The organism is Halotalea alkalilenta (assembly GCF_001648175.1).
Taxonomy (GTDB): Bacteria; Pseudomonadota; Gammaproteobacteria; order Pseudomonadales; family Halomonadaceae; genus Halotalea; species Halotalea alkalilenta_A.
On record NZ_CP015243.1, the window covers coordinates 594,880 to 615,189 of the forward strand.

The following is a 20,310-nucleotide window of genomic DNA, read 5'->3' on the forward strand; positions in this document are numbered from 1 at the left end:
GGTTGAATACCAGCACGGCAATGGAGGGCGCCAGTCGAGGGATCGAGCGGCGGCGGTGAGGCCATGGCTCGACTGCCCTCGTTCCTCGGGCGCTTTCCATGAACCCCCTCCGAGTTCTCCTCGACAGGGGGATGATCAGGGGGGAGATTGGGCGGTCGTCATATCGTTCTTCCTCAACTTTCAGGCAGAAGCATTTTGAGCTTCAGTCTGGATAGGCGTCACGGAGAACCCGAGCTGCTTGGCGAGTCGACGCATGGAACGTTGTTTGGTTTCCAGCGCCTGTGCCTCGTAGTACTGGAGTCCGTGTTCGACATAGTCCAATCCTTTGACCATGACGCGCCAGAACAGCGCCGCGAGTTTGCGCGCCAGGGCGATATTGGCGATCAATCCACCTCGGCGACCCGCCATCCGACGGTAAAAACCGCCCAGCGCAATGTGTTTGCTGCGAGCGAGGCTGCGGGCCATGACGCAAAACAGGCGCCCAGCACGATTACGCCTGCGCTTGGCCGAGCGTTGGCGCTTACCGCTCTGATGACTCCCGGGGGCCAGCCCGGCCCAAGCGGTGAAGTGTTTCTCGGTCGGCCACTGGGTCAGGTCGGTTCCCACTTCACCTATGAGTTGCAGGACGCTGTAGTCCGTATGGGCGGGAAGCACGGTGAGATCATTGCCTCCACACAGAGCCACCAGCATCGGATGCAGGTCATCGATCTGGGGTGCATTGGCACCGCCTCGCTTGTGCGCCTTGGACGGCGGCGACGTCGGAGGATCGACGTCGATCGAACGGAGCACCGCTTCGATCTGTTGGTCGCAAGCCCTGATCAAACGCTGGTAGTGCTCCCAGCTTTCCAGCGCCTGGCGCAACGCGAACAGATGCTCCTCGGCCCAGGTCCCTTGCAGAGAGGCTTTGATCCGTTCGGCCTTCTGCTGGCGGATCTGCACGTCGCACAAAGCCAGCAGTCGCTCAGGATCGCGTTCACCCTCGAGCATCGACCGGATCACCGCCATGCCGCTGCGGCCCACCAGGTTGCTGATGACATCGTGCAATTTGATGTTCATCCGCTCCAAGGCCTTCTGCAGATGCTGCACATGCCCTGCGGCCAGCGTGATGTGGTCCTGACGCAATCGCAGGTAATCCTGCAAGCGCCGGATCTCGGCTGGGGGCACGAAGCCTGCCCGCAAGAGTCCGTGCGCGTGCAACGTCGCTCCCCACTGGCAATCCTTCATATCCGTCTTGCGACCCGGCAGATTGCGGGTGTGCTTACCGTTGACCATCAGCACCTGTAGCTTCGCGGCTTCCAGCACGCTGTACAGAGGCAGCCAGTAGATCCCCGTGGCCTCCATGGCCACCGACTTCACCTTCTGCGACAACAGCCAGTCACGTAGCTCATGCAGCTGTGCCGTGAACGTGCCGAAGACCTTCGGCTCCCCCCCGGCAATCGACACATACATCTGCTCGCTGCCGACATCCACGAAGGCTGCCAATGGATCCAATACCGGTAAGTGGGCCATCTCATAGCTCCTGGGAACGGGTCGATGGAGAAAGGGTTACCGCAAGCCCGGTCGTGTTCTGGGAAGACAAATCTTTCCAACGGGAAGCCAGGCTCACCATAATGCGCAGCAGCCCACGACCAGAGCCATTCTCACCACCGGGCACCCGGCACCAAAAGACATGCGGCCACGCTGCTTGCGGCAACACAGCCATGCTACTCGGGTTCAAGGTCCATGCGCAGTGCCATCGCGATGGCACAGGAGGCTCACCACGAACGGATTTATCAACCCGTTCGTCCCGAGCGGCGCCTATATGCGCCGAGGTCGAGTACCAACTCGGCAATCAAGGGCGCCAGTCGAGGGATCGTGCGGCGGCGGTAAGGCCGTGGTTCGACTGCCCTCGCTCACCGGATGTTCGCTATGAACGGGTTTTGAACGTGGTTCATCGTGCGAGGCGTCATGACTTAAGCAGGCTGGGAGGCAGCCGGTAGTAGCGTACCGCGTTGCCGATGAAGGCGGCCGTTTGTTCCGCAGCCGACCAGTCGCGGGTGATCTCGACGAAGCCGCCGTAGATCTCCTGGTAGCTGCCGGTCAGCTCATCGACCGGAAAGTTGCTTGCGAACATGATCCGCTCAGGGCCGAAGATGTCGGCGGTACGCAGGACGATTTCGCGATTGTTTTCAACCGTCCATGGCACGCCGGCCAGCCCGATTCCGGAGATCTTGATCGCGACGTTTTCATGCTTTGCCACCAGCGCGAGCGCCTTCGCCCATCCTTCTATGCCTTCTCGCGACCGGTCCGAGGGCAATCCAGTGTGATTGATCGTGATCTGGGTGTCTGGATAGCGGGCAGCCAGCGCGGCTGCCTCGCTCAAGTGCCACCATGCCACCTGGAGCTCGAAATCGAGACCATAGCGGCTGAGCAAGGCAAACCCCTTCTGCCATTGGGCATCGGTGAGCAGGCTCGGGTGGGCGCTGGCTTTGGCTGGTGAGGCGGCTTGACCTGGTTTGTTCCTCACCGCCCTTACCAAGGGGCGCTCGGCCAGCTGTGCGATCACCGATTCGACGTCGGGATCTCTGAGTATCGCGTGGGCGACGGCGGCAGTCGGTAGTCCATATTCATCGGCGATGGATTGGGTGTACGCCATCTCCCCGATCGGATCGTCGAGATCCCATTCGGTCTCCATGGTCACCGTTCCCACGATGTCGAATCCCTGGGCGGCGGCAAGCAGGTCGGGCGGAAGGAACGAACGTTTGATGCTGTCGTAGTTTCCGTAGCGAAACGCAATCCGCGCCTCTCTAAGCAGCCACGGCTGGCGCCCGAGCTCGGGCTCCCAGAAGTGGTGGTGGGCGTCGACGATCGGACCGGTATATGCACTCATGATTGGGCTCCGTTGATGCCCTCGTCGCGCGCTATCGCTAGAGGGCGATTGAAGTTGATCGCAAGAGAACCGGCCAGATAGAGGCCGCCGGCGGCGGCGAGGAAGATGAACGCGCCGGCGTAACCGCCGGTCGCGGCGATCGTGTAGCCCATGACCACGGGGGCGAAGCCGCCGCCCAGGCTCGAGGCGACGTTCATCACACCGCCCACCGTGCCGACCTGCTGCTTGGGTGCAAGCCACGCCGGGAAGGCCCAATAGATGCCGCCGAACTGGTTGAAGAAGACCGCAATGCCAAGCGCTGCGAGGGCGACATAGCCGTTTTCGATCATCGGCAGGGTGAGGATCGCGGCCACGGTGCCTATACCTGAGATGGCCAGGATGGTTTTCATCACGACGTTGTAGTTGGTCGCGTTGGCGCGGAAGCGGTCCGTGGCCCATCCGGCCACCAGCTGCCCCAGCACGCCCATGGCGTAAACGGCGAAGGTTCCCCATCCGAGGCTCGCGAGGTTGAAGTTCATCGCCGTGGAGAGATACGAAGGCGTCCAAGAGATGATGCCCCACCATACGGTCGCCCAGCCGAGCCGGCCGAGCCATAGCGCCCAGAACGAACCCGAGCGCAGGTAGTCATTGGCTCGGGGCAGCGCACGGTCGTCGCTGGTATCGGCAACGTCGGCGTCGTGCTGGATGTACGCGCGCTCAGCGTCGTTCACCTGAGGGTGTTCCTCTGGCGTATCGCGCAGGTACAGGTAGTACAGCACGGCGACGACGATCGTCAGGCCGCCGGTGATGACGAAGGCCCAGCGCCACCCGCCGGTGATCCCGATCAGCCCGGTGACGATGATCCCGCCGACCGCGGAGCCGAATGGCCCTGCCGCATCGATGAAGGTGGCGCCACGCGCCCGCTCCTTCGATGGGAGCCAGCGGGAGTTGAGCTTGGCGGCCGCCGGAAAGACCGGGGCTTCGGTCGCGCCGAGCCCGAGACGGGTGAAGGTCAAAAAGGCGCCGCTCATCGCGAAGCCACCGAGGAGCTGAAAGCCGCCCCAGAGCGCACCGGCGCCGCCGACGATCTTTCGCGCGCCGAATTTGTCGAGCAGCCAGCCACCGGGAATCTGGAACAGCAGGTAGGTCCAGAAGAACGAACCCAGCAGCCATCCTTGCGCTTCGGGGCTGAGTTGGAACTCCTCGCTGATGAAGGGCATGGAGATCGACAGCGCCGCCCTGTCGATGAAGTTGAGTAAAACGAGGAGCCAGAGGACCGCGAATATCTTCAGTCGTACGTTGCTCTTCTTGCACGGAATTGCCGCCGACGTCATGGGGATGACTCCTTTGCCAACGGATTTGATGGTTGCGCTCGAAGCATCGGCCCTGGCGTGGAATGGATCCTAGCGTCGGCGGTCTCAGGTTGCCCATGCCTGGGTAGATACTGGGCGTTCAATGCGCGTACAGGAGCTCGGCGCAGCGAATCACTGTGCTCGTTTTTCTCTTGGGGTAACGAATGAAACTACCGGGTAAAAAGACATCATCGATAAATTAATCGCATCATTTTATCGATGGGTTATTACCGATACCGGTAAAATATGGATGCCCCGATAGAGGCAATACTGCACATTAAAATTTAATGTATACATTATACGATGGTAGCCGGGGAGACTTTGGTCGCAGGGTTGTAGTTGCTGGAGTCAGGATGCTGGAGTCGGGATGCTGGGGACGAAGTTGAACTCGCGACAGCGCAATCGCTTCGTGGGGAGTAGTGCCTTCAGTCGGCTCGAGTGGCGAAGATTGGCGTGGCGTGGATCGGTGTCAGTGAGATCGAGCGAAGTGATCGCAACCACTCGCTGTGCCGAGGGGAAGGCGTTTCGCTTAGGAGTTTCAGCTAGAGGCGTCTTTCATCCTTTGCTTTGCGCGTTCGCTCGCAGTGCCCCTGACGGAATAACGGATCAAAGGGGCCAGCGTTCGCACGCTGGTGCGTACCGTCTGGCGCTGGACGAAGCCGAGGCGAAGCCCGAGTCGCGTGGTGGCCCAATCGGGCAGCAGGTCCAGGCCTGCGCGCTTGAACAGGCGGCCGAAGTGTTTGGTGAGGAAATCGTCCGGTCCGGCGGCGAGCAGCAGCCGGGCGACTTCACGGGTGCGATCGTCGCAGACCAGCTCGGCGCGCATCTGGCGCAGGTACTCCTCCACTTCGATGCGGGATGCCGGCACCTGCCGGGCGCCGAGCGCGAGGGCGATGCGCGCGCTCTCGGCGTAGTAGCGATCCTGTACTTGGGTGGGCAAGGCCGGGTCGCGGTAGCGCAGGTGGGCGGCGAGAAAGCAGCTGGTCTCGGCGACGTGTACCCAGGTCAAGAGCTCGGGGTCGGAGGCCGAATAGTGGCGCCCGTCCGGTGCGATGCCCTCGACCCCGAGGTGGATGCGCTTGACCCGTTCGATCGCGGCCAGGGCATCGGTGCTGCTGCCGTAGGTGGTCACCGCGATGAACTGGCTGGTGCGGCGCAGCCGCCCGAGCATGTCGGCGCGAAAGTTGGAGTGGTCCCACACCCCGGCGAGCGCCAGCGGATGCAGCATCTGCAAAAGCAGCGCGCCAATGCCGCCGCAGAGCATCGCGGTGAAATCACCATGCACGCGCCATACCGCGCTACCCGGGCCGAACAGGCCTGGGTCGTTGGCGGGGCGTGCGTAGTCGATGACGCTTTGCCGGCGGCCGGTGAGATCCGCCACGCGTGCATCGATCGCTGTGCGGATCCTTTTCATCCTACCCCCTCCCCATCGCGGCCGCCGTCAGTGGGAGCCCGATCTTTCCACTCTACCGGAGGCTTGGCGCGCTCGCAGGTCAGTTGGCGATTTCGATTCGGTTTCGCCCGTTCGTCTTCGCGCGATAGAGCGCGGTGTCCGCGGCATCGATGGTGCGCTGGTAGTCCGGATGGCCGTCGTACAGGGCGATGCCGAAGCTTGCAGTCAGCGAAATCGCCTTATCGGCACTGAAGACGATGGTCTCTTGCTCAACCCGGGCGCGCAGCCGCTCGATGACGCTCAGCGCCAGGCGGGCATCGGTTTCCACCAGCACCAGGAGAAACTCCTCCCCGCCATAGCGAAAGATGAAGTCGATCGGGCGCAGGCTTTCCATCAGCACTGAAGCGACCTTGCGCAGCACGTCGTCCCCGGCGCCATGGCCATAGGAATCATTGATCGATTTGAAGTGGTCGATATCCATCATCACGATGACGAAAGGGTTCTTCCGCTGTCTCGCCAGTGTGACTTCATGGCTCAGTATGGTGCCGACGAAGCGTCGATTGAGCAGCTGGGTCAGGCTGTCGCGACCGGCCTCCAGTTCGCAGAGCTGTTCGAACAGGTTGGCGAGGAGGAACTTGATTTGCGCGATGTCGTCACGGACCAAGGGCAGGATTTCGGACAGGTATGCGTTGTTGGTCTGCTGCCCGCCTGCGCTGAGCAACTGGTCGACATGGTTGATGAGCGCGGTGGTGGTGTTGACGTCTTCGCAGCCGCCGAAGCTCGGTCTTCCCCTGTGATTGAACCAGCGACCGAACTCCGAACCGGTCAGGCTCTGTATCCCCGCCAGGCCCGTGCCGGTGGCGATGCGATAGACGAACTCGTTTTCCCAGTCGAGCAGCGCGGCCCGCTGGCGCTCCCGTTCGGTGCCGATGTCGTGAATCAGCGAGTGGAGCCGGTAGGCTTCATCGCTCTTGGCCGAGAGTTCGCGGGATTGGGCATAGGAGGCGGACATCACCTCCAGGGCCAGATCCAGTACATGCGAGGCATAGACGATGCCTTGGGTCCGGGTGTCGGCATCCAGCGGGGCGGCGCAGAGCATTTCGAAGATACGCGACTTGAGCCGCCTCGCACCGCTGGCCACCAGGTTGATCGGGATGTTGATTCGCGCATGTACGTCGCCGATCCGCTTCTGCATCCCGATGTACTCGCCCATCTCACCTGGCCCGGGAGGCGTCAGGACCTTCTTCAGCCATGCCTGCAAGGCGCTGAACAGCTTGCTGTGCACCTGCTCATTGGTGAGGAACTGGGATGCCTGGGCGTCATCGAGCATATGGGCATAGAAATCGGCTGCCAGCTCGTTGGACCGGGCTGCGATGTCGTCGAGCGCTCGCTGCACGGGGAGAGATGCCGCCGCGGCCAACGTGAGCCATTCAGAGGCGATCCTCGAGGTCTGTGACGCATCGTCGTGTGACATGTTGCGAGCTTGTCCTGTGGTGTTCAGATACGTATCGATGGCACGGCCGATGGCGAGGGTGCCCGGCGTACGCTCGAAGGTTGGGGAGGGGAGCGATCGATCCTTGCGTTACGACCACGCCGACTGGCCCGACGGCGCGGGCCGCTGGAGCGACGACATAGCAGAGAGCAGGACAGAGGCAAGTGCAAGCACGCCGAACCCGGGCTGCGGTAGATCGAACGTGGAGTAACTTGAATCGACAATATGCTAGCAGGTGGATACATCGAACAGCGTGTGTGAATCGCAGCGACAACCAAAGGGAGGGCAAATGCTACCGAGACGGCGGGCGCGGTCGGTGATAATCGAGAGGCTATCGTCGTTCGAGGTGTTCGATGCCGCTCTTCGTCTTCTCTCTACTGCTCATGTCATTGCTCTCATCGCCGCTGGCGTATGCGGTGGCGAGTCCGGCCGATGTGCCATCGTCACAGCCGGCGTTCGAGCCGGTGGATGCCTTTCCCGAACGTCTCGATGGGCTGCAGCTCACCGAACTCGAGCGCCAGCCCGGCCGTGCGCTCGAGCGGGCGGTCTATCGCGGCGCTGACATCGCAGGCACCGCCTGGGTCGAGGCGGGCAGCGATCCTCGCGCTACCGAGCACTATCTCGACATGGCCTACGCTTTCCATAGTGATCGCGGTCGCTATCGCGCCGAACGTATCCGCTTGGGCTATGGCGAACATGGCCGCTCGTTGCCCTGCGTGCTGGCCGACGATCGCCAACACCAGAACCTCTACCTGGTCTGCGCGACGCGTTTCGACGGCCGCAACCTGATCCTGCAGCCCGGGGTGACCTACGGTGAGGAGACCAGTTTCAATCGCAGCGCAGCGCAGCGGGCATTGATCGACTTCGCCGTGGCGGTGTCCTCCGCAGTGGAGGCATCGGCCGGTGCCCGCTACCGCCGCGAGACGCTGGCATCGCAGGACGTGGACTAGCCGCGTGATCGATCGGTAGCGTTGGTGGTGAGCGCCCGAGGCACGAGGGCAGTCGAACCATGACTCGTCGCCAACCTCCCATCCCTCGGCCCCCTGGCGAACGGGCCCGGCCCAGCGGATGACCAGACTCGCTAGAAGGTACCCGGATAGGCGCCGCCATCGAGCAGCACGTTCTGGCCGGTGAGGTAGCCGGCATGGGCGCTACAGAGGAAGGCGCAGAAGGCGCCGAACTCATCTGGATCGCCGAATCGTCCGGCGGGGATCTTCGCTTGCCGGTCTTCGGCGGTCTGCTCGACGGATTTGCCGCTGCCCTTGGCCTCACTGGCGAGATTGCCGCGCAGCCGCCCCGTATCGAAGCTGCCGGGCAGCAGGTTGTTGATCGTCACATTGTTGCCGGCAAGCCGTGCCTGGCGGGCGATGCCGGCGACGAAGCCGGTGAGCCCCGCGCGGGCGCCGTTGGAGAGGCCGAGGGCCTCGATCGGTGCCTTGACCGACGACGAGGTGATGTTGACCACCCGGCCGAAGCCGCGCGCTGCCATGTCGTCGACGCACGCCTTGATCAGTTCGATCGGAGTGATCATGTTGGCATTCACCGCCCGCTGCCAGTCCTGCGCCGTCCAGTCGCGAAAGTCCCCTGGCGGCGGCCCGCCTGCGTTGTTGATCAGGATGTCGAGCTGCGGCGCGGCGGCGAGCGCGGTCTCGCGTACGCTCGCCGTGGTGATGTCGCCCGGCACCGCGATCACCTCGATCGAGGTGTCGAGGGTGCGCAGCCAAGCGGCGGTGTCGACCAGCGTGTCGGGGTCGCGCGCATTGACCACCAGGTTCACCCCCTCGCGAGCCAGCGCGGCGGCGCTCGCGCGTCCCAGTCCCTTGCTCGCCGCGCACACCAGTGCCCAGCGTCCGGCGATCCCTAAGTCCATGCGTGCCCTCCTCGACGGCGCTTCGATCGGTTCGATCTTCCACGCTAGCGCGGTGCTCGCCGCTGGGCAACGTCGCCCATGGGCTAGGCCAGCTTGTCGAGCAGCCGGTAGTAGTTCACCGCGGTGCCGAAGTAGAGCCGCTGCAGCCCATGCAGGGGAATCGGCCTGATCGGGGTGATGGGCAGCGGGAAGGGTGCCGACTCACCGGCCAGCCGTGCGGCGAGATGGCGAGCGAGGGTGTTCGACATCGCCACGCCGCGTCCGTTGTAGCCGAGCAGTATCGATATTCCGGGCGCCGGCTCGTGATAGTGGGGCAGATGGTCACGGGTCAGCGCCAGGCGTCCGCACCAGCGGTGCTCGATCCGGATATGCCCGGCCAGCGCCGGGAACAGCTCGGTCAGGTTGCGCTCGATATGGGCCCAGTCGGCTGCGCCGCGGGCCTCGCGAAACGGTCCACGTCCGCCGAGCAGCAGGCGGTTGGCGGCGTCGAGGCGATAATAGAGCAGCAGGTGGCGGCCATCCGAGCAGACCGCGCCGCCGGGGAGGATCCCGACGGCGTGGTGCTGCGCCAGCGGTGCGGTGGCGACGATGAAGCTCTGCGCGGCGATCAAAGTGCGGCTGAGCCCCGGCCACAGCCCATCGCTGTAGCCGTTGGTCGCCAGCACCACCCGCTCGGCGCGCAGCCGCGCGCCCTGGGCGGTGGTCAGTACCCAGTGCTTGCCTTCGCGATGCAGGCGTTGGGCCCGGGTACCGCCATGGATCGCCGCCCCCTGCTGCTGCGCCGCGCGAGCGATACCGCGCGCCAGGCTCAGCGGCTGCACCGCACCGGCACGAGGATCGACCCAGCCGCCCAGGTAGCCGCTTGCGCCGGTGCGCGCGGTGACCCCCTGCGCGTCGAGCCACTCCACTGCCACGCCGCGGCGACGCCATTGCTCGGCGCGCGATTCGATGGTGCGCAGGGCCGTATTAGAGAGCGCGGGCTGGATCCAGCCGCCGCGGACCGCCTGACAGTCGATGCCGTGGCGCTCGATCAGGGCGAAGACCTCGTCGGCGGCGCGGCCTATCACCTCGATCAGCGCCTCTCCGCGCTCGCCGAATTTCTCCACCAGCGCATCGGGATCGTCCTTGAGCCCGGGAATCACCTGGCCGCCGTTGCGTCCCGAGGCGCCCCAGCCGGGCTGGCCTGCGTCGATCACCGCGGTGGAGACACCGCGCTCGGCGAGATGCAGGGCCGTGGTGAGCCCAGTGAACCCGGCGCCGACGATCGCCACGTCGACCTCCCGATCGGTGTCGAGCGGTGCGCACTCGGGGGCGGCGATGGCGGTGGCGGCCCACAGCGAGTCGGGCATCGGCAGAGCGCTCATGGTGCATCTCCTGAATCGAGAATTCGGCGCAGGAACTCCCGCGTACGCGGATGCTCGGGCGCGCCGAGCACCTGTTCGGGAGGGCCGGATTCGACCAGCCGGCCATCGTGGAGGAAGCAGACTTTATCGGCGACCTCGCGGGCGAAGCCCATCTCATGGGTTACCACCACCATGGTCATGCCCTCCGCGGCGAGGTTGCGCATCACCTTGAGCACTTCGCCGACCAGCTCGGGATCGAGCGCCGAGGTCGGCTCATCGAACAGGATCGCCTTCGGCTTCATCGCCAAGGCGCGGGCGATCGCCACCCGCTGCTGCTGGCCGCCGGAGAGCTGCTGGGGATAGGCATCGCCACGATGGCCGAGGCCGACCTTGTCGAGCAGGGCCTGTGCCTCCTCGCGCACCTGTGCGAGGGGGCGCTTTTGCACATGAAGCGGCCCTTCCATCACATTCTCGAGCACGCTGCGATGGGGAAAGAGGTTGAAGCGCTGGAACACCATCGAAACCTGGGTGCGGATCTCGTGGATGCTCTTCTTGTCCCGGTCGACCGGGGTACCGAGCACTTCGACGATACCGTCGTCATAGTGCTCGAGGCCGTTGATGCAGCGCAGCAGGGTCGATTTTCCCGAGCCGGACGGGCCGATCAGGCAGATCACCTCGCCGCGCTCGACGCGCAGATCGACCCCCTTGAGCACCGGCGTCTCGCCGAACTTCTTGTGCAGTGCCTCGATGGTGATCATCGCTTGCCTCCGATCGCGAAGCGTTTCTCGACCCGCCGCAGCATGAAGGTCAGCGGCAGGCTCAGGGCCAGGTAGAGCAGTGCCACCAGGGTGTAGACGGTGAGATTGTCGAAGGTCGAGGCGGCGATCAGCTGGCCCTGGCGGGTCATCTCGGCGACGGTGATGGTCGACACCAGCGAGGAGTCCTTGAGCATCATCACCAGGGTGTTGCCATAGGGCGGCAGCGCGATTCGCAGTGCCTGGGGCAGCACCACCCGGCGCATCACCTTGGCGCTCTTCATGCCCAGCGATTCGGCGGCCTCGATTTGTCCGGGATCGATCGCCTCGATGCCGGCACGGAAGTTCTCCGCCTGATAGGCGCTGTAGGCGATGCCGAGACCGATCACTCCGGCCTGGAAGGCGGTGAGATCGATGCCGAACTCGGGCAGTACGAAGTAGATGTAGAACAGCTGGACGATGATCGGCAGGCCGCGGATCACGTTGACGATCGAGCGGCCGGCGAGCGCCACCGGCGCCACCTTGGAGACCGTCATCAAAGCCAGCAACAGGCCGAGCAGGGTGCTGATCACGAACGAGAGCACGGTGACCTGTACCGTGACCAGCGCCCCTTGGAGCAGCAGCGGCATGTAGCTTGCGATGGTATCGAAGGACATGATTCACCCCGGGAAGTGGAACGGGCTCAGCCGTCGTTCAGCCATCGCTCGGCTGGGTGTCGAGATTGCTCTCGTCGAGGCCCCACTGGGCAATGATCTCGGCCAGCCGGCCATTGGCCTTGAGCGTCGCTATCCCTTGGTTGAGCCGCTCGCGCAGTGCCTCATCGTCCTTGCGCACGACCAGGCAGACGTCGCCGCTGACCACCGGTTCATAGCTCTGCACCCGCTTGAGCCGGTCACCTGCGCCATGGGCGAGCTGGTAGTCGATGATCGGGGCGTCGGCGAATACCGCCTTGATCCGGCCGAGGGCGACATCGCGGAACATGTCATTGATCGAGTCGTAGCTGCGCACCTCCTTGAAGACTCCCGAGCGCACCAGCGCATCGTAGAAGGTGGTGCCGACCTGGGCGCCGACCACTTCTCCGGCGAGATCCTGCATCGAGGCGTAGGGCGTATCGTCATCGGCGCTGACCACCAGACCTTCGCCATAGGCGTAGACCGGATCGGTGAACGACACCGTGCGCTCACGCTCCTCGGTCTTGAGCATCGCCGCTGAGATGATGTCGATGCGCCCGGTGGTGAGCGAAGGGATCAGCGAGGCGAAAGGGGTCTGCTGGACCTCGATGGAAAAGCCCTGCTCCTCGCCGAGGGCGGCGGCGATATCGACCATCAGTCCCTGGATCTGCTGGGTCGAGATATCGAGGAAGGTGAATGGGATCCCCGTGGGGGTCGCGCCGACCTTGAAGGTCTCCTCGGCTTGCGCCGCGAGCGGCGCGGCGAGCGCCAGTGGAACGGCAAGCAAGGTGACCAGGCGCCTGGCCTGGCGAATCAGCCGGAATGGCATCGCGTTTCTCCTGAAGAGAGTCGTTATGGTTGTTGAGGCAGGAAGAATCGGTAAGCGCAGCGGTAAAAACATAATTCATTGCACTTGAATCGTAAATAGATATTATCGTATCGATATTCGATACGAAGAGGTGGTACATGCCGCAGGATCCGCTGTTCAACCAATCGCTGGAAAAGGGCCTCGCGGTGCTCAAGGCGTTCGGCGTCGGGCGATCGACACTGAGTCTTGCCGAGATCGCCGAGCGCGCGGAGATCACCAAAAGCTCCGCGCAGCGCATGGTTCATACGCTGGAGCTGCTCGGTTACCTCGCCAAGGAGCCTGGCACTCGACGGATGCGCCTGACACCCAAGGTGATGGAGCTCGGCTACAACTATCTCGCCGGTGACGCGCTGCTCGATGTCGCCAACCCCTATCTCGCCGAGCTCTCGCGGCTCAGTGAGGAGACCGTCAATCTGACCGAGCCCGACGGTGACTCGATGGTCTACGTCGCGCGCTTCGTCGCCCATCGTTTCATTCCGATCCACATGCCGATCGGCAGCCGCATCCCGATGTACTGCTCAGGGGCGGGGCGCGCCTATCTCAGCGCGCTCGACCAGGACACCGCCCGAGCACTGGTCGAGCAGAGCCCGCGTCCGCGCCATACCGAGCACACCCTGGTCGAGAGCCGAGAGATCCTCGAGCGTATCGAACTTGCCCGCAGGCGAGGTTTCTCGAGCCAAGCGGAGGAGCTCTTCCTCGGCGACATGAGCCTCGCCGCACCGGTAGTCGGCAGTCTCGGCCAGCCGCTGGCCGCCGTGCACATCGTCGCGCCCACCAGCCGCTGGCGGCTCGAAGAGGCCGAAGCGCGGCTGGCACCGCTGCTGATCGACTGCGCGCGCAACATCAGCGGATCGTTTCGGGGGCGCTGATGAGCGCAACCGTCGCATCCGTTCGTGATGGGAGCGAGGGTGGGTTTATCGGCCCGTTCGTGGTGAGGAGCGAGGCCCCTTCGACTCGCGGTACTCGCTCAGGATGCTCGGAAGCGTCTCGAGCCACGGCCCCGGCGTCGAGGATGATCCCTCGACTGGCGCCCCCGTTGCCGAGCCGGTATTCAACCTTGGCGCGTATGGCGCCGCTCGGGACGAACGGTTTATCGCTCCCGGCGCACACGATGAGCCGAAGAACTCGCCGCCAGACGAGCCTTGGCGCGTGGAAAACCGCTTGAAGTGGGAGGTGATCGGAGATGTACTTTTAGCCGAATTCCTTCACTCAGGTCGCACCTTGTGGTGGGCAAGCTGCCGACTAGATATTTGAAGGTGATGCCGTGCCTTCCAACCGATTTGAATTTTTCGCTGGGCGCAATAGAGGGTAAAAGGCTGCGTTGGGCGCTGGCGTTTCTCGCGTCCACTCGATCGGAAAGGTCGAAGGAGCGACAGAGAACGTCACCAGACTGAGCCCGACTGTCGGCGTTTTTCATCTCTCATCTTGAATGTTGGTTCCATTAATTTTTAGTAATCAATCATTGAAAATTAAACTAATCAATAGAAATAAAAAATAGGGTTTTATTCGCACATATAAAGATGATTGGTGTGGGTGAAATGACAAAGGTTTCGCTACGAATCTGGTGAAGCTCACCACGATCGCCGGGTCGCCGCCCTCAGCGAGCGGATGCAATCGCAGCACCCCGATACCCAACCGGTCGCCGGGGCCGTGCCTGTAGAGGCGCTGCCGACTCGCCACGCTTATCTCCACGCGGGACGCATGGGTACACCGGCCAAGGCATGCGTTCGATTGGGTTGGATGCGTTCTTTTCCTCCCTGTCGAGGCTTAATCTGCCCGGTCGCGATCTGCTCGACAGCTGGATTTTAGAGAAAATTCTGACAGATTCGCGCCAACAGGCCGATAGATAATCCGCTGTCTTATGCGTCGCGAAGGGTTATTCGATACCCGAGCCGCGCTTACGGCGAACATGCAATCGGTTATAGGGTGGAGAGCGAAGATATGAATATAGAGGAGATCGGTATCTCGGAGCTGCGGCTGCCGGAGGAGTCGAACGAAGGCCCTCTGGCCTTGATTGCGCTGCACGACCGCTCGGGAAACCGCGGTGTGGGCTGTATCGCGGCGACTCCACTGCGGGTCAAGGAGATGCTACGTGGGTTGTCGGCGGTGATCGAGACGCTCGATGTGTCTCGCCTCGGCAGCTGGCTCAGTCCACTCAGCGCAGCGGTGGGGCGCCGCTCGGAGCTTGCAGTGATGCTGCCGGGGCTCGATCTTGCGCTCTGCGATCTTCACGCGCGCCAGCGCGGGACTGCGTTGGGGGTACTGCTCGGCGGCAGTGCCGATGCCAGTTGGCCGGCTTTCGCGCGTTTGCCCTTGAGCCAGGTGGCGCTGCGCGAGAGCCGGCTGGAGCGGCTATGGTCGCATGGCTTTCGCGCTTTCCTGCTCGAATGCGATACACGGCTCGATATCGATGAAATCGCGCGGCTGCGTGCCCGCCTCGGTGCCGAGACGCGGCTGGCGATCGATGCGCGCGGTTGCGCGGAGGATGACCTGGCGTCCACCTGCGCGGCACTCGCCGAGCTGGGAGTGGATTGGCTCGAGCCTCCTCTGGTGGCGAATGACCTTGCCAGGCACGTTGAATTCTCCCGCCGCTCGTCCGTGGCGATCGCCGCTCCCTCGGGTATGGCGGGTTGGGTCAACTACCTCGCCTTGAGCGAGCGATCGGTGCCGGGGCTCTATCGGCCCAACCTGCTCGGTGGCTGTGGACCGAGTGCGCTGCTCGGCATCGGGTGCAGAGCAATGGCGGGCGGGAATCGGCTGGTCCCCGTCGCTTTGCCGAGCTGGCTGGGTCTGGCCGCCCAGCTTCACTTCTCCGCGGCGCTCGGGGCGGTGAAGGCGATCGAGTGCGCAGCAGCGGTAGGGGTGGAGCGACGAGGCCTTGATTGGCGCGCAACGCTTCCGGGGTTGGATGCCAGTGGGCGAGTCAGCCTGCCCACTGGTCCCGGGCTGGGCCGCGATCCAGGCGGCAATGGAGAGACGAGCCGTGTATGGCACCGGCTCGCGCTTGCGGTCTGAGTCTTGGCGTTTCAGGGCGCGTTGACATGCCCTAGCGCATTCAGACCCAGCGACCGGTCCAGACGATCTTGCCGAGCACCGTCAGTGCATCGAGCGAATCCTCAGGCACGGCTACGTTCTCGAGACTCGGATCTTCGCACACCAGGGTAAGTCCATTCATCGTGCGCTGGAGGCGTCGGGCGAGCAGCTCGCCTTTGAACTTCACCATATGGATGCCAGCGCTGCTGGGCGTGGTGCGGGTAAGGTCGACGAGCACCATGTCGCCACGCTCCAGCAGCGGTTGCATGGCATCTTCCTCGATCACGAACGCGGCCAATCGCTTGAGCTCGAGATGGCGCAGCGTCAGCTCCTCGCTGGTGACCGGCAGGTGCGCGGGGGACTGGTGGTCGGGGCTGGCGGGGTGCAGCGGTACCAGTACGTAGTCAGCGCTGGGCTCACGTGTTTCCTGGGGTGGTCGCAGGTAACGCGCGCCTTCTCCGCTGATCAGCCAATCCATCGAGATGCCCGTGCGCTTGAGCAGCGGCACCAGATTGCGCAGCTTGGGATTGGGCGTCGCCGCGCGCTCGGTCCATCGACCGATGGTGTTGGCATCGACACCGGCGATCTTCGCTGCCGCCGATTTGGTTTTGAAGTGATCGATCACTATCGCAATGCGTTCGGGGAATCCTGCTGCGATCTCGTCATCAGGCTGACGTTGCTCGGGCTGTTCTGATTCTGACATCAGGGCATCTTCCCTCTGCCTTGGTGTAGTCGTTGGGTCTGAGTTATGCATACAGGTGGAATGTTTGCGTAACCATGTTGAAATCCCTTGGCGACATTGGTAGTGTCAACGCTTAAGTTGGTTTATTCTGCATTTGTGGTGGTATATTGCTTCGTCATCCGCCTTTTATGGTGCTTTGGTGAGCGAGATGTCGTCGGTGATGTCGTCTTCGCCACATCAATGTTCATCTTTCCCAAGGCGCATGGTGCGAACCTGCGAGCGATGAAGGGATGAACGCTCTTGACTCGGCATATTACCGGGTCAGGCCGTTTGCGCCCATAGCTCACTGCCGACTGATCAAAGGCTGACTCGTCAATGGAGGCTGCATTGAAGATCACCGACATCAATGTCATCGGCCTGCGCCCCCCTGGTGGAAACGGTGGCACCCGCACTCTGCTCGAGGTCGTCACCGACGAGGGTTTGATCGGCCATGGCTGCGTGGGGTATAGCCCAACGTTGACCAGCGCGGTGCTCGAGGAGCTGCAGCCGTTCTATCGCGATGCCAGCGCGCTGGAGGTGCACCTCAGCTGCGAGCGGATGCGCGCTCACTGGGGCGATTGCCTGACCTTCGCCCGGGTGATCGCGGTGATCGAGCTTGCGCTGTGGGACATCTTCGGCCACGTCGTCGAGCTATCGGTGGGCACGCTGCTCGGCGGTCATCATCGTCAGCGAGTGACCGGCTGCGCCATTCTCGAGTTTTCCGAGAACGGCCGGCTCGAAGCCCAGATCGAGGCGCTCAAGGCGGCCAACTGCAAGGCCTTTCGCCTCCACGGTGGCGACTTCGGCCGGCTCGAACCCCGCCATGACGAACGTCTCGTCGGCCGCGCGATGCGCGCCATCGGCGAGGAGCTAACCCTACTGGTCGCCGATGGCACAGGTCGCCCTACCGATCTCAAGTGGGCCAAGCGTACCGCGGACATGCTCGACGATCATGGCGTCCAGGCCTTCGAGGTCCACTTCCCCAGCTGCGACACCGGTTCCTACCGCCAATTGCGCGATTACGCGCGGCTGCCGATCGCTGCGGCCATCGGCCCTCGCGAGCGGGCCGAGGGGCAGGCGCTGATCGGTGCCCAGGCGGTCGACCTGCTCACCCTCGACAGCAGTCGCTGTGGCGGACTGGGTGCTGCGTTGCGGCTAGGTCGCTGCGCCGAATCGTTCGGTATCAATCCCAGCCTGCGCGGTGGCCACGACCCCTTCAGCCTCGCCGCCGACCTGCATCTTGCCAGCGCCTTCACCGATAGCGATCTCATCGACCTTCCGCTCGCCAGTACCGGCCTCGAATCGATGGTCGTCCCGCACTGGCGCCTCGATGCCAATGGCCAGTTGGAGGTCCCCCAGGGTCCGGGGCTAGGTGTGCGGCTCGACCAGGATGCGCTGCACGACGGCGTGCTGAACATGATGCACTGAGCCTTGCGCATTGAGTCTGGTGCATTGAGCTTGGCGACAAGGCCGAATCCCACTTTGTGAGACGATGACGGCCAGGTTCACGAGGCTGCTTGAGTGCGGCGAACGGCGGGTGCTAGAACCCGGGAGACCAATCGTTCACCTCCCATGGGACGCCCATGTACCCTCGAATCGCTCAGGTCGCCAGTGACTCAGCCCTGCCCAAGCGCGCCGACGCGGTGGTGATCGGCGGCGGCATCGTGGGTGTCAGCACCGCGTATTTCCTCGCTGAGCGTGGCCTTGCGGTGGTGCTGCTCGACAAGAGCGGCATCGCTCACGAGCAGTCGAGCCGCAACTGGGGGTGGTGTCGGACCATGGGGCGGGACGTTGCCGAGATCCCGCTCGCGATCGAGAGCCTCAAGCTGTGGGAAGGCTGGCGCGACACCCTCGAGCACGACACCGGCTTCGTCCGCAGCGGGATTCTCTACGCTTGCGAGAGCGATGCCGAAACCGAGACGCAAAAAGCGTGGCTCGCCCAGTCCAGCTCGCTCGGCAGTGAAGCGAGACTGCTCGATCGCGATGCCCTGGCGGCGCTGCTCCCCGGGGGTGTGCCGGCCGGCTGGCGCGCCGGGCTCTGGACCGAGAGTGACGGTCGTGCCGAGCCCGACGTCGCCTCCGCGGCGATCGCCCAGGGCGCGCGCAAGCTGGGGGTGAAGATCCTCGTTCCCTGCGCGGCCCGTGGGCTCGCGCTCGAAAGCGGCCGGGTACAGGGTGTGTTCACCGAGCTTGGCCGGATCGACTGCGACACTGTGGTGCTCGCCGGCGGCGCCTGGTCGAGCCTGTTCTGCCGCACGCTCGGCATACGTTTGCCGCAGCTTCGGGTGCTCGGCTCGGTACTGCGCACCGAGCCTCTCGAAGACGCCCCCGAGTTCGCTATTGCGACCAGCCGCTACGCTTTTCGCAAACGCGCCGATGGCGGCTATACCATCGCCTTGCGCAATGCCAACGTAGCCCCGCTCTGTCCGGATAGCTTTCGCTACTTCAACGATTTCATACCGCTGGTGCGTGCGCACCGTCATGAGTACCGGCTGCGGGTCAACGCCCACAGCCTGGCCGCACTGCGTACGCCCAATCGCTGGGCGGTGGATGCGCCGAGTCCTTTCGAGCGCGAGCGGCTGCTCGATCCGAGGCCGATCGATGCCTACCCTGAACGTGCGCTGGAGATGATCCGCGCGCAGTTCCCGGCCTTCGCCAAGGCGCGCATCGCCCAGTACTGGGGTGGCATGATCGACGTTACCCCGGATGCGGTACCGGTGATCGACCGGGTCGCGGCGATACCAGGTTTTCACCTCGCGACCGGCTTTTCCGGCCATGGTTTCGGCATTGGGCCCGGCGCGGGACGGTTGATGGCGGACATGGTCTGCGAGGCGCCGCCGCTGGTCGATCCGACGCCCTATCGGCTGGCTCGGTTCAACGGATGAAGCGCTGTGGGTCGAGCGCGCGCTGGACGATCAGCGTGGCCTCCGCGTGCATCGCCTTGGCCAGCGTCATCCGGTAGCGGTCGGTCATTCGCACGTTGGGCAGCGCACAGCTCAGCGCCCCGAGCGGATGGCCTTGCGGATCCAGCAGCGCGACGGCGACGCCGGTGTAGGCGCTGAGACATTGATCGAGGACCCCGGCGGTGTAGCCGTCGCGCCGTACCGCCTTGATCGCGTCGTTCAGCGGACCGAGCTCGATGCAGTATTCGCGCGCAAGCCGCGGCGCATTTTGATTGAGGATGCGCTCACGCTGCCCGGCGGGCAGGTGGGCGAGCAGCGCCACCGAGGCCTGGCCGACGCCGAACAGCACGCGCCCGCCGACCCCTCGGGTGAAACTGGAGGTGCGATGACAGCCCTCCTGGAGCTCGAGGCAGAGCGCATGGTAGCCGTCCTCGACGAACAAAAAAAAGCGCTCGCCGAAACGCTCGGCCAGGCGCATCAGCGCTGGCCTGCTGAGTTCGCGAATGCCGCCATCGTTGCCCGCTTGCGCACCGAGCGAAAGCAGCGCATAGCCGAGCCGATAGCCACCTCGCTGCGGTGCGCGCACGAAGCCGTGGCACTTGAGCGACTTCAGTAGCCGATAGAGCGTCGCCCGGCTTAGCCCTGTGACCTGGATCAGGGTCTCGATGTCCGCGCCCCGCTCGCCATGCTCGGCGATCGCATTGAGGATCAGGACGCTGCGATCGAGGGTTTGGGTGCCCTGGACCTGTGGCGTGCGGGATTCATCAAGGGGCAAGGTGACGGTTCTCCCGATGGATGTCGCGGTTCGACGCAAGGAGGAGAGCGCAGGGCATGGCCAGATCGAGCCTGGCGATGGTGATGCTCGGCGCGGTGGCCGATCTTCCAGCGCATTTTGCAAGATGCATCGGGTCACGCATCGGATGCAAGCCGGCCCGCACGGTCGGGTCGGATTTCCAACTGATTTCCAACGACAACGACAACGGAAACAGCGACGCAGACAATGACGACGACGATCGAATCCACTCTTGGTTGCTGTGCCCATTCGCTGCGGCGCGTCACCC

17 protein-coding genes are annotated in these 20,310 nt (G+C 63.9%); 5 read left to right on the forward strand and 12 right to left on the reverse strand.

Translation table 11 applies throughout. The annotated features are described in order from the left end of the window. Positions 1-180: 180 nt before the first annotated feature. From A5892_RS02640 to A5892_RS02660, 5 genes are all read right to left on the reverse strand, one after another. Positions 181-1,509 (reverse strand): IS110 family transposase, encoded by a 1,329-nt coding sequence (locus A5892_RS02640; RefSeq protein ID WP_064121411.1) that lies wholly within the window; start codon positions 1,507-1,509, stop codon positions 181-183. Between the two features lie 436 nt (positions 1,510-1,945). Further along, complete coding sequence (locus tag A5892_RS02645; protein WP_064121478.1) at positions 1,946-2,869, reverse strand: amidohydrolase family protein; 924 nt, start codon at positions 2,867-2,869, stop codon at positions 1,946-1,948. Beyond that, on the reverse strand, positions 2,866-4,182 hold the full coding sequence (locus A5892_RS02650) for an MFS transporter (protein WP_064121479.1): 1,317 nt from the start codon (positions 4,180-4,182) through the stop codon (positions 2,866-2,868). Before A5892_RS02650 ends, A5892_RS02645 begins: the two co-directional genes overlap by 4 nt. 556 nt (positions 4,183-4,738) lie before the next feature. Further along, positions 4,739-5,614 (reverse strand): oxygenase MpaB family protein, encoded by an 876-nt coding sequence (locus A5892_RS02655; protein WP_064121480.1) that lies wholly within the window; start codon positions 5,612-5,614, stop codon positions 4,739-4,741. Between the two features lie 79 nt (positions 5,615-5,693). After that, positions 5,694-7,067, reverse strand: a complete 1,374-nt coding sequence (locus A5892_RS02660; protein WP_064121481.1) for a GGDEF domain-containing protein — start codon at positions 7,065-7,067, stop codon at positions 5,694-5,696. 371 nt (positions 7,068-7,438) lie between these two features. Between A5892_RS02660 and A5892_RS02665 the strand changes: the two genes are divergently transcribed. Beyond that, positions 7,439-8,035: a hypothetical protein gene (locus A5892_RS02665; RefSeq protein ID WP_064121482.1), complete on the forward strand. Its 597-nt coding sequence runs from the start codon at positions 7,439-7,441 to the stop codon at positions 8,033-8,035. A gap of 131 nt (positions 8,036-8,166) precedes the next feature. Here A5892_RS02665 and A5892_RS02670 read toward each other — a convergent pair whose 3' ends face one another. The 5 genes from A5892_RS02670 to A5892_RS02690 all read right to left on the reverse strand — a co-directional run bounded on the left by A5892_RS02670 (position 8,167) and on the right by A5892_RS02690 (position 12,553). Beyond that, on the reverse strand, positions 8,167-8,955 hold the full coding sequence (locus A5892_RS02670; protein WP_064121483.1) for an SDR family oxidoreductase: 789 nt from the start codon (positions 8,953-8,955) through the stop codon (positions 8,167-8,169). Positions 8,956-9,038: 83 nt separating this feature from the next. Next, positions 9,039-10,319 (reverse strand): NAD(P)/FAD-dependent oxidoreductase, encoded by a 1,281-nt coding sequence (locus A5892_RS02675; protein WP_064121484.1) that lies wholly within the window; start codon positions 10,317-10,319, stop codon positions 9,039-9,041. Beyond that, complete coding sequence (locus tag A5892_RS02680; RefSeq protein ID WP_064121485.1) at positions 10,316-11,056, reverse strand: amino acid ABC transporter ATP-binding protein; 741 nt, start codon at positions 11,054-11,056, stop codon at positions 10,316-10,318. The genes A5892_RS02675 and A5892_RS02680 overlap by 4 nt, the downstream gene beginning before the upstream one ends. Next, positions 11,053-11,709, reverse strand: coding sequence for an amino acid ABC transporter permease (locus tag A5892_RS02685; protein WP_064121486.1), 657 nt, complete (start codon positions 11,707-11,709; stop codon positions 11,053-11,055). Before A5892_RS02685 ends, A5892_RS02680 begins: the two co-directional genes overlap by 4 nt. Before the next feature lie 37 nt (positions 11,710-11,746). Next, complete coding sequence (locus tag A5892_RS02690; RefSeq protein ID WP_064121487.1) at positions 11,747-12,553, reverse strand: ABC transporter substrate-binding protein; 807 nt, start codon at positions 12,551-12,553, stop codon at positions 11,747-11,749. 137 nt (positions 12,554-12,690) lie between these two features. Here A5892_RS02690 and A5892_RS02695 point away from each other — a divergent pair, with 137 nt between their 5' ends. Together A5892_RS02695 and A5892_RS02700 are read left to right on the forward strand one after the other, a co-directional pair. Then, positions 12,691-13,461, forward strand: a complete 771-nt coding sequence (locus A5892_RS02695; protein ID WP_064121488.1) for an IclR family transcriptional regulator — start codon at positions 12,691-12,693, stop codon at positions 13,459-13,461. Between the two features lie 1,072 nt (positions 13,462-14,533). Further along, on the forward strand, positions 14,534-15,607 hold the full coding sequence (locus A5892_RS02700; RefSeq protein WP_064121489.1) for an enolase C-terminal domain-like protein: 1,074 nt from the start codon (positions 14,534-14,536) through the stop codon (positions 15,605-15,607). Positions 15,608-15,647: 40 nt separating this feature from the next. On the opposite strand, the gene A5892_RS02705 is transcribed toward A5892_RS02700, so the two are convergent. Continuing rightward, on the reverse strand, positions 15,648-16,328 hold the full coding sequence (locus tag A5892_RS02705) for a LexA family transcriptional regulator (protein ID WP_064121490.1): 681 nt from the start codon (positions 16,326-16,328) through the stop codon (positions 15,648-15,650). Between the two features lie 366 nt (positions 16,329-16,694). Here A5892_RS02705 and A5892_RS02710 point away from each other — a divergent pair, with 366 nt between their 5' ends. Together A5892_RS02710 and A5892_RS02715 are read left to right on the forward strand one after the other, a co-directional pair. After that, positions 16,695-17,774, forward strand: coding sequence for a mandelate racemase/muconate lactonizing enzyme family protein (locus A5892_RS02710; protein ID WP_064121491.1), 1,080 nt, complete (start codon positions 16,695-16,697; stop codon positions 17,772-17,774). Positions 17,775-17,929: 155 nt separating this feature from the next. Then, the gene (locus A5892_RS02715) at positions 17,930-19,231 is read left to right on the forward strand and encodes an NAD(P)/FAD-dependent oxidoreductase (RefSeq protein WP_064121492.1); all 1,302 of its coding nucleotides are present in this window, start codon (positions 17,930-17,932) and stop codon (positions 19,229-19,231) included. Here the strand turns inward: A5892_RS02715 and A5892_RS20115 are convergent. Further along, complete coding sequence (locus A5892_RS20115) at positions 19,221-20,024, reverse strand: IclR family transcriptional regulator (RefSeq protein ID WP_190295644.1); 804 nt, start codon at positions 20,022-20,024, stop codon at positions 19,221-19,223. The genes A5892_RS02715 and A5892_RS20115 overlap by 11 nt on opposite strands. Positions 20,025-20,310: the final 286 nt, after the last annotated feature.

Coding starts and splice junctions, on each gene's coding strand:
- A5892_RS02700 (WP_064121489.1), top strand. CDS start 14,534: ATGAATATAGAGGAGATCGGTATCTCGGAGCTGCGGCTGCCGGAGGAG.
- A5892_RS02690 (WP_064121487.1), bottom strand. CDS start 12,553: ATGCCATTCCGGCTGATTCGCCAGGCCAGGCGCCTGGTCACCTTGCTT.
- A5892_RS02705 (WP_064121490.1), bottom strand. CDS start 16,328: ATGTCAGAATCAGAACAGCCCGAGCAACGTCAGCCTGATGACGAGATC.
- A5892_RS02640 (WP_064121411.1), bottom strand. CDS start 1,509: ATGGCCCACTTACCGGTATTGGATCCATTGGCAGCCTTCGTGGATGTC.
- A5892_RS02695 (WP_064121488.1), top strand. CDS start 12,691: ATGCCGCAGGATCCGCTGTTCAACCAATCGCTGGAAAAGGGCCTCGCG.
- A5892_RS02685 (WP_064121486.1), bottom strand. CDS start 11,709: ATGTCCTTCGATACCATCGCAAGCTACATGCCGCTGCTGCTCCAAGGG.
- A5892_RS02670 (WP_064121483.1), bottom strand. CDS start 8,955: ATGGACTTAGGGATCGCCGGACGCTGGGCACTGGTGTGCGCGGCGAGC.
- A5892_RS02680 (WP_064121485.1), bottom strand. CDS start 11,056: ATGATCACCATCGAGGCACTGCACAAGAAGTTCGGCGAGACGCCGGTG.
- A5892_RS02665 (WP_064121482.1), top strand. CDS start 7,439: ATGCCGCTCTTCGTCTTCTCTCTACTGCTCATGTCATTGCTCTCATCG.
- A5892_RS02660 (WP_064121481.1), bottom strand. CDS start 7,067: ATGTCACACGACGATGCGTCACAGACCTCGAGGATCGCCTCTGAATGG.
- A5892_RS02715 (WP_064121492.1), top strand. CDS start 17,930: ATGTACCCTCGAATCGCTCAGGTCGCCAGTGACTCAGCCCTGCCCAAG.
- A5892_RS02675 (WP_064121484.1), bottom strand. CDS start 10,319: ATGAGCGCTCTGCCGATGCCCGACTCGCTGTGGGCCGCCACCGCCATC.
- A5892_RS02655 (WP_064121480.1), bottom strand. CDS start 5,614: ATGAAAAGGATCCGCACAGCGATCGATGCACGCGTGGCGGATCTCACC.
- A5892_RS02645 (WP_064121478.1), bottom strand. CDS start 2,869: ATGAGTGCATATACCGGTCCGATCGTCGACGCCCACCACCACTTCTGG.
- A5892_RS02650 (WP_064121479.1), bottom strand. CDS start 4,182: ATGACGTCGGCGGCAATTCCGTGCAAGAAGAGCAACGTACGACTGAAG.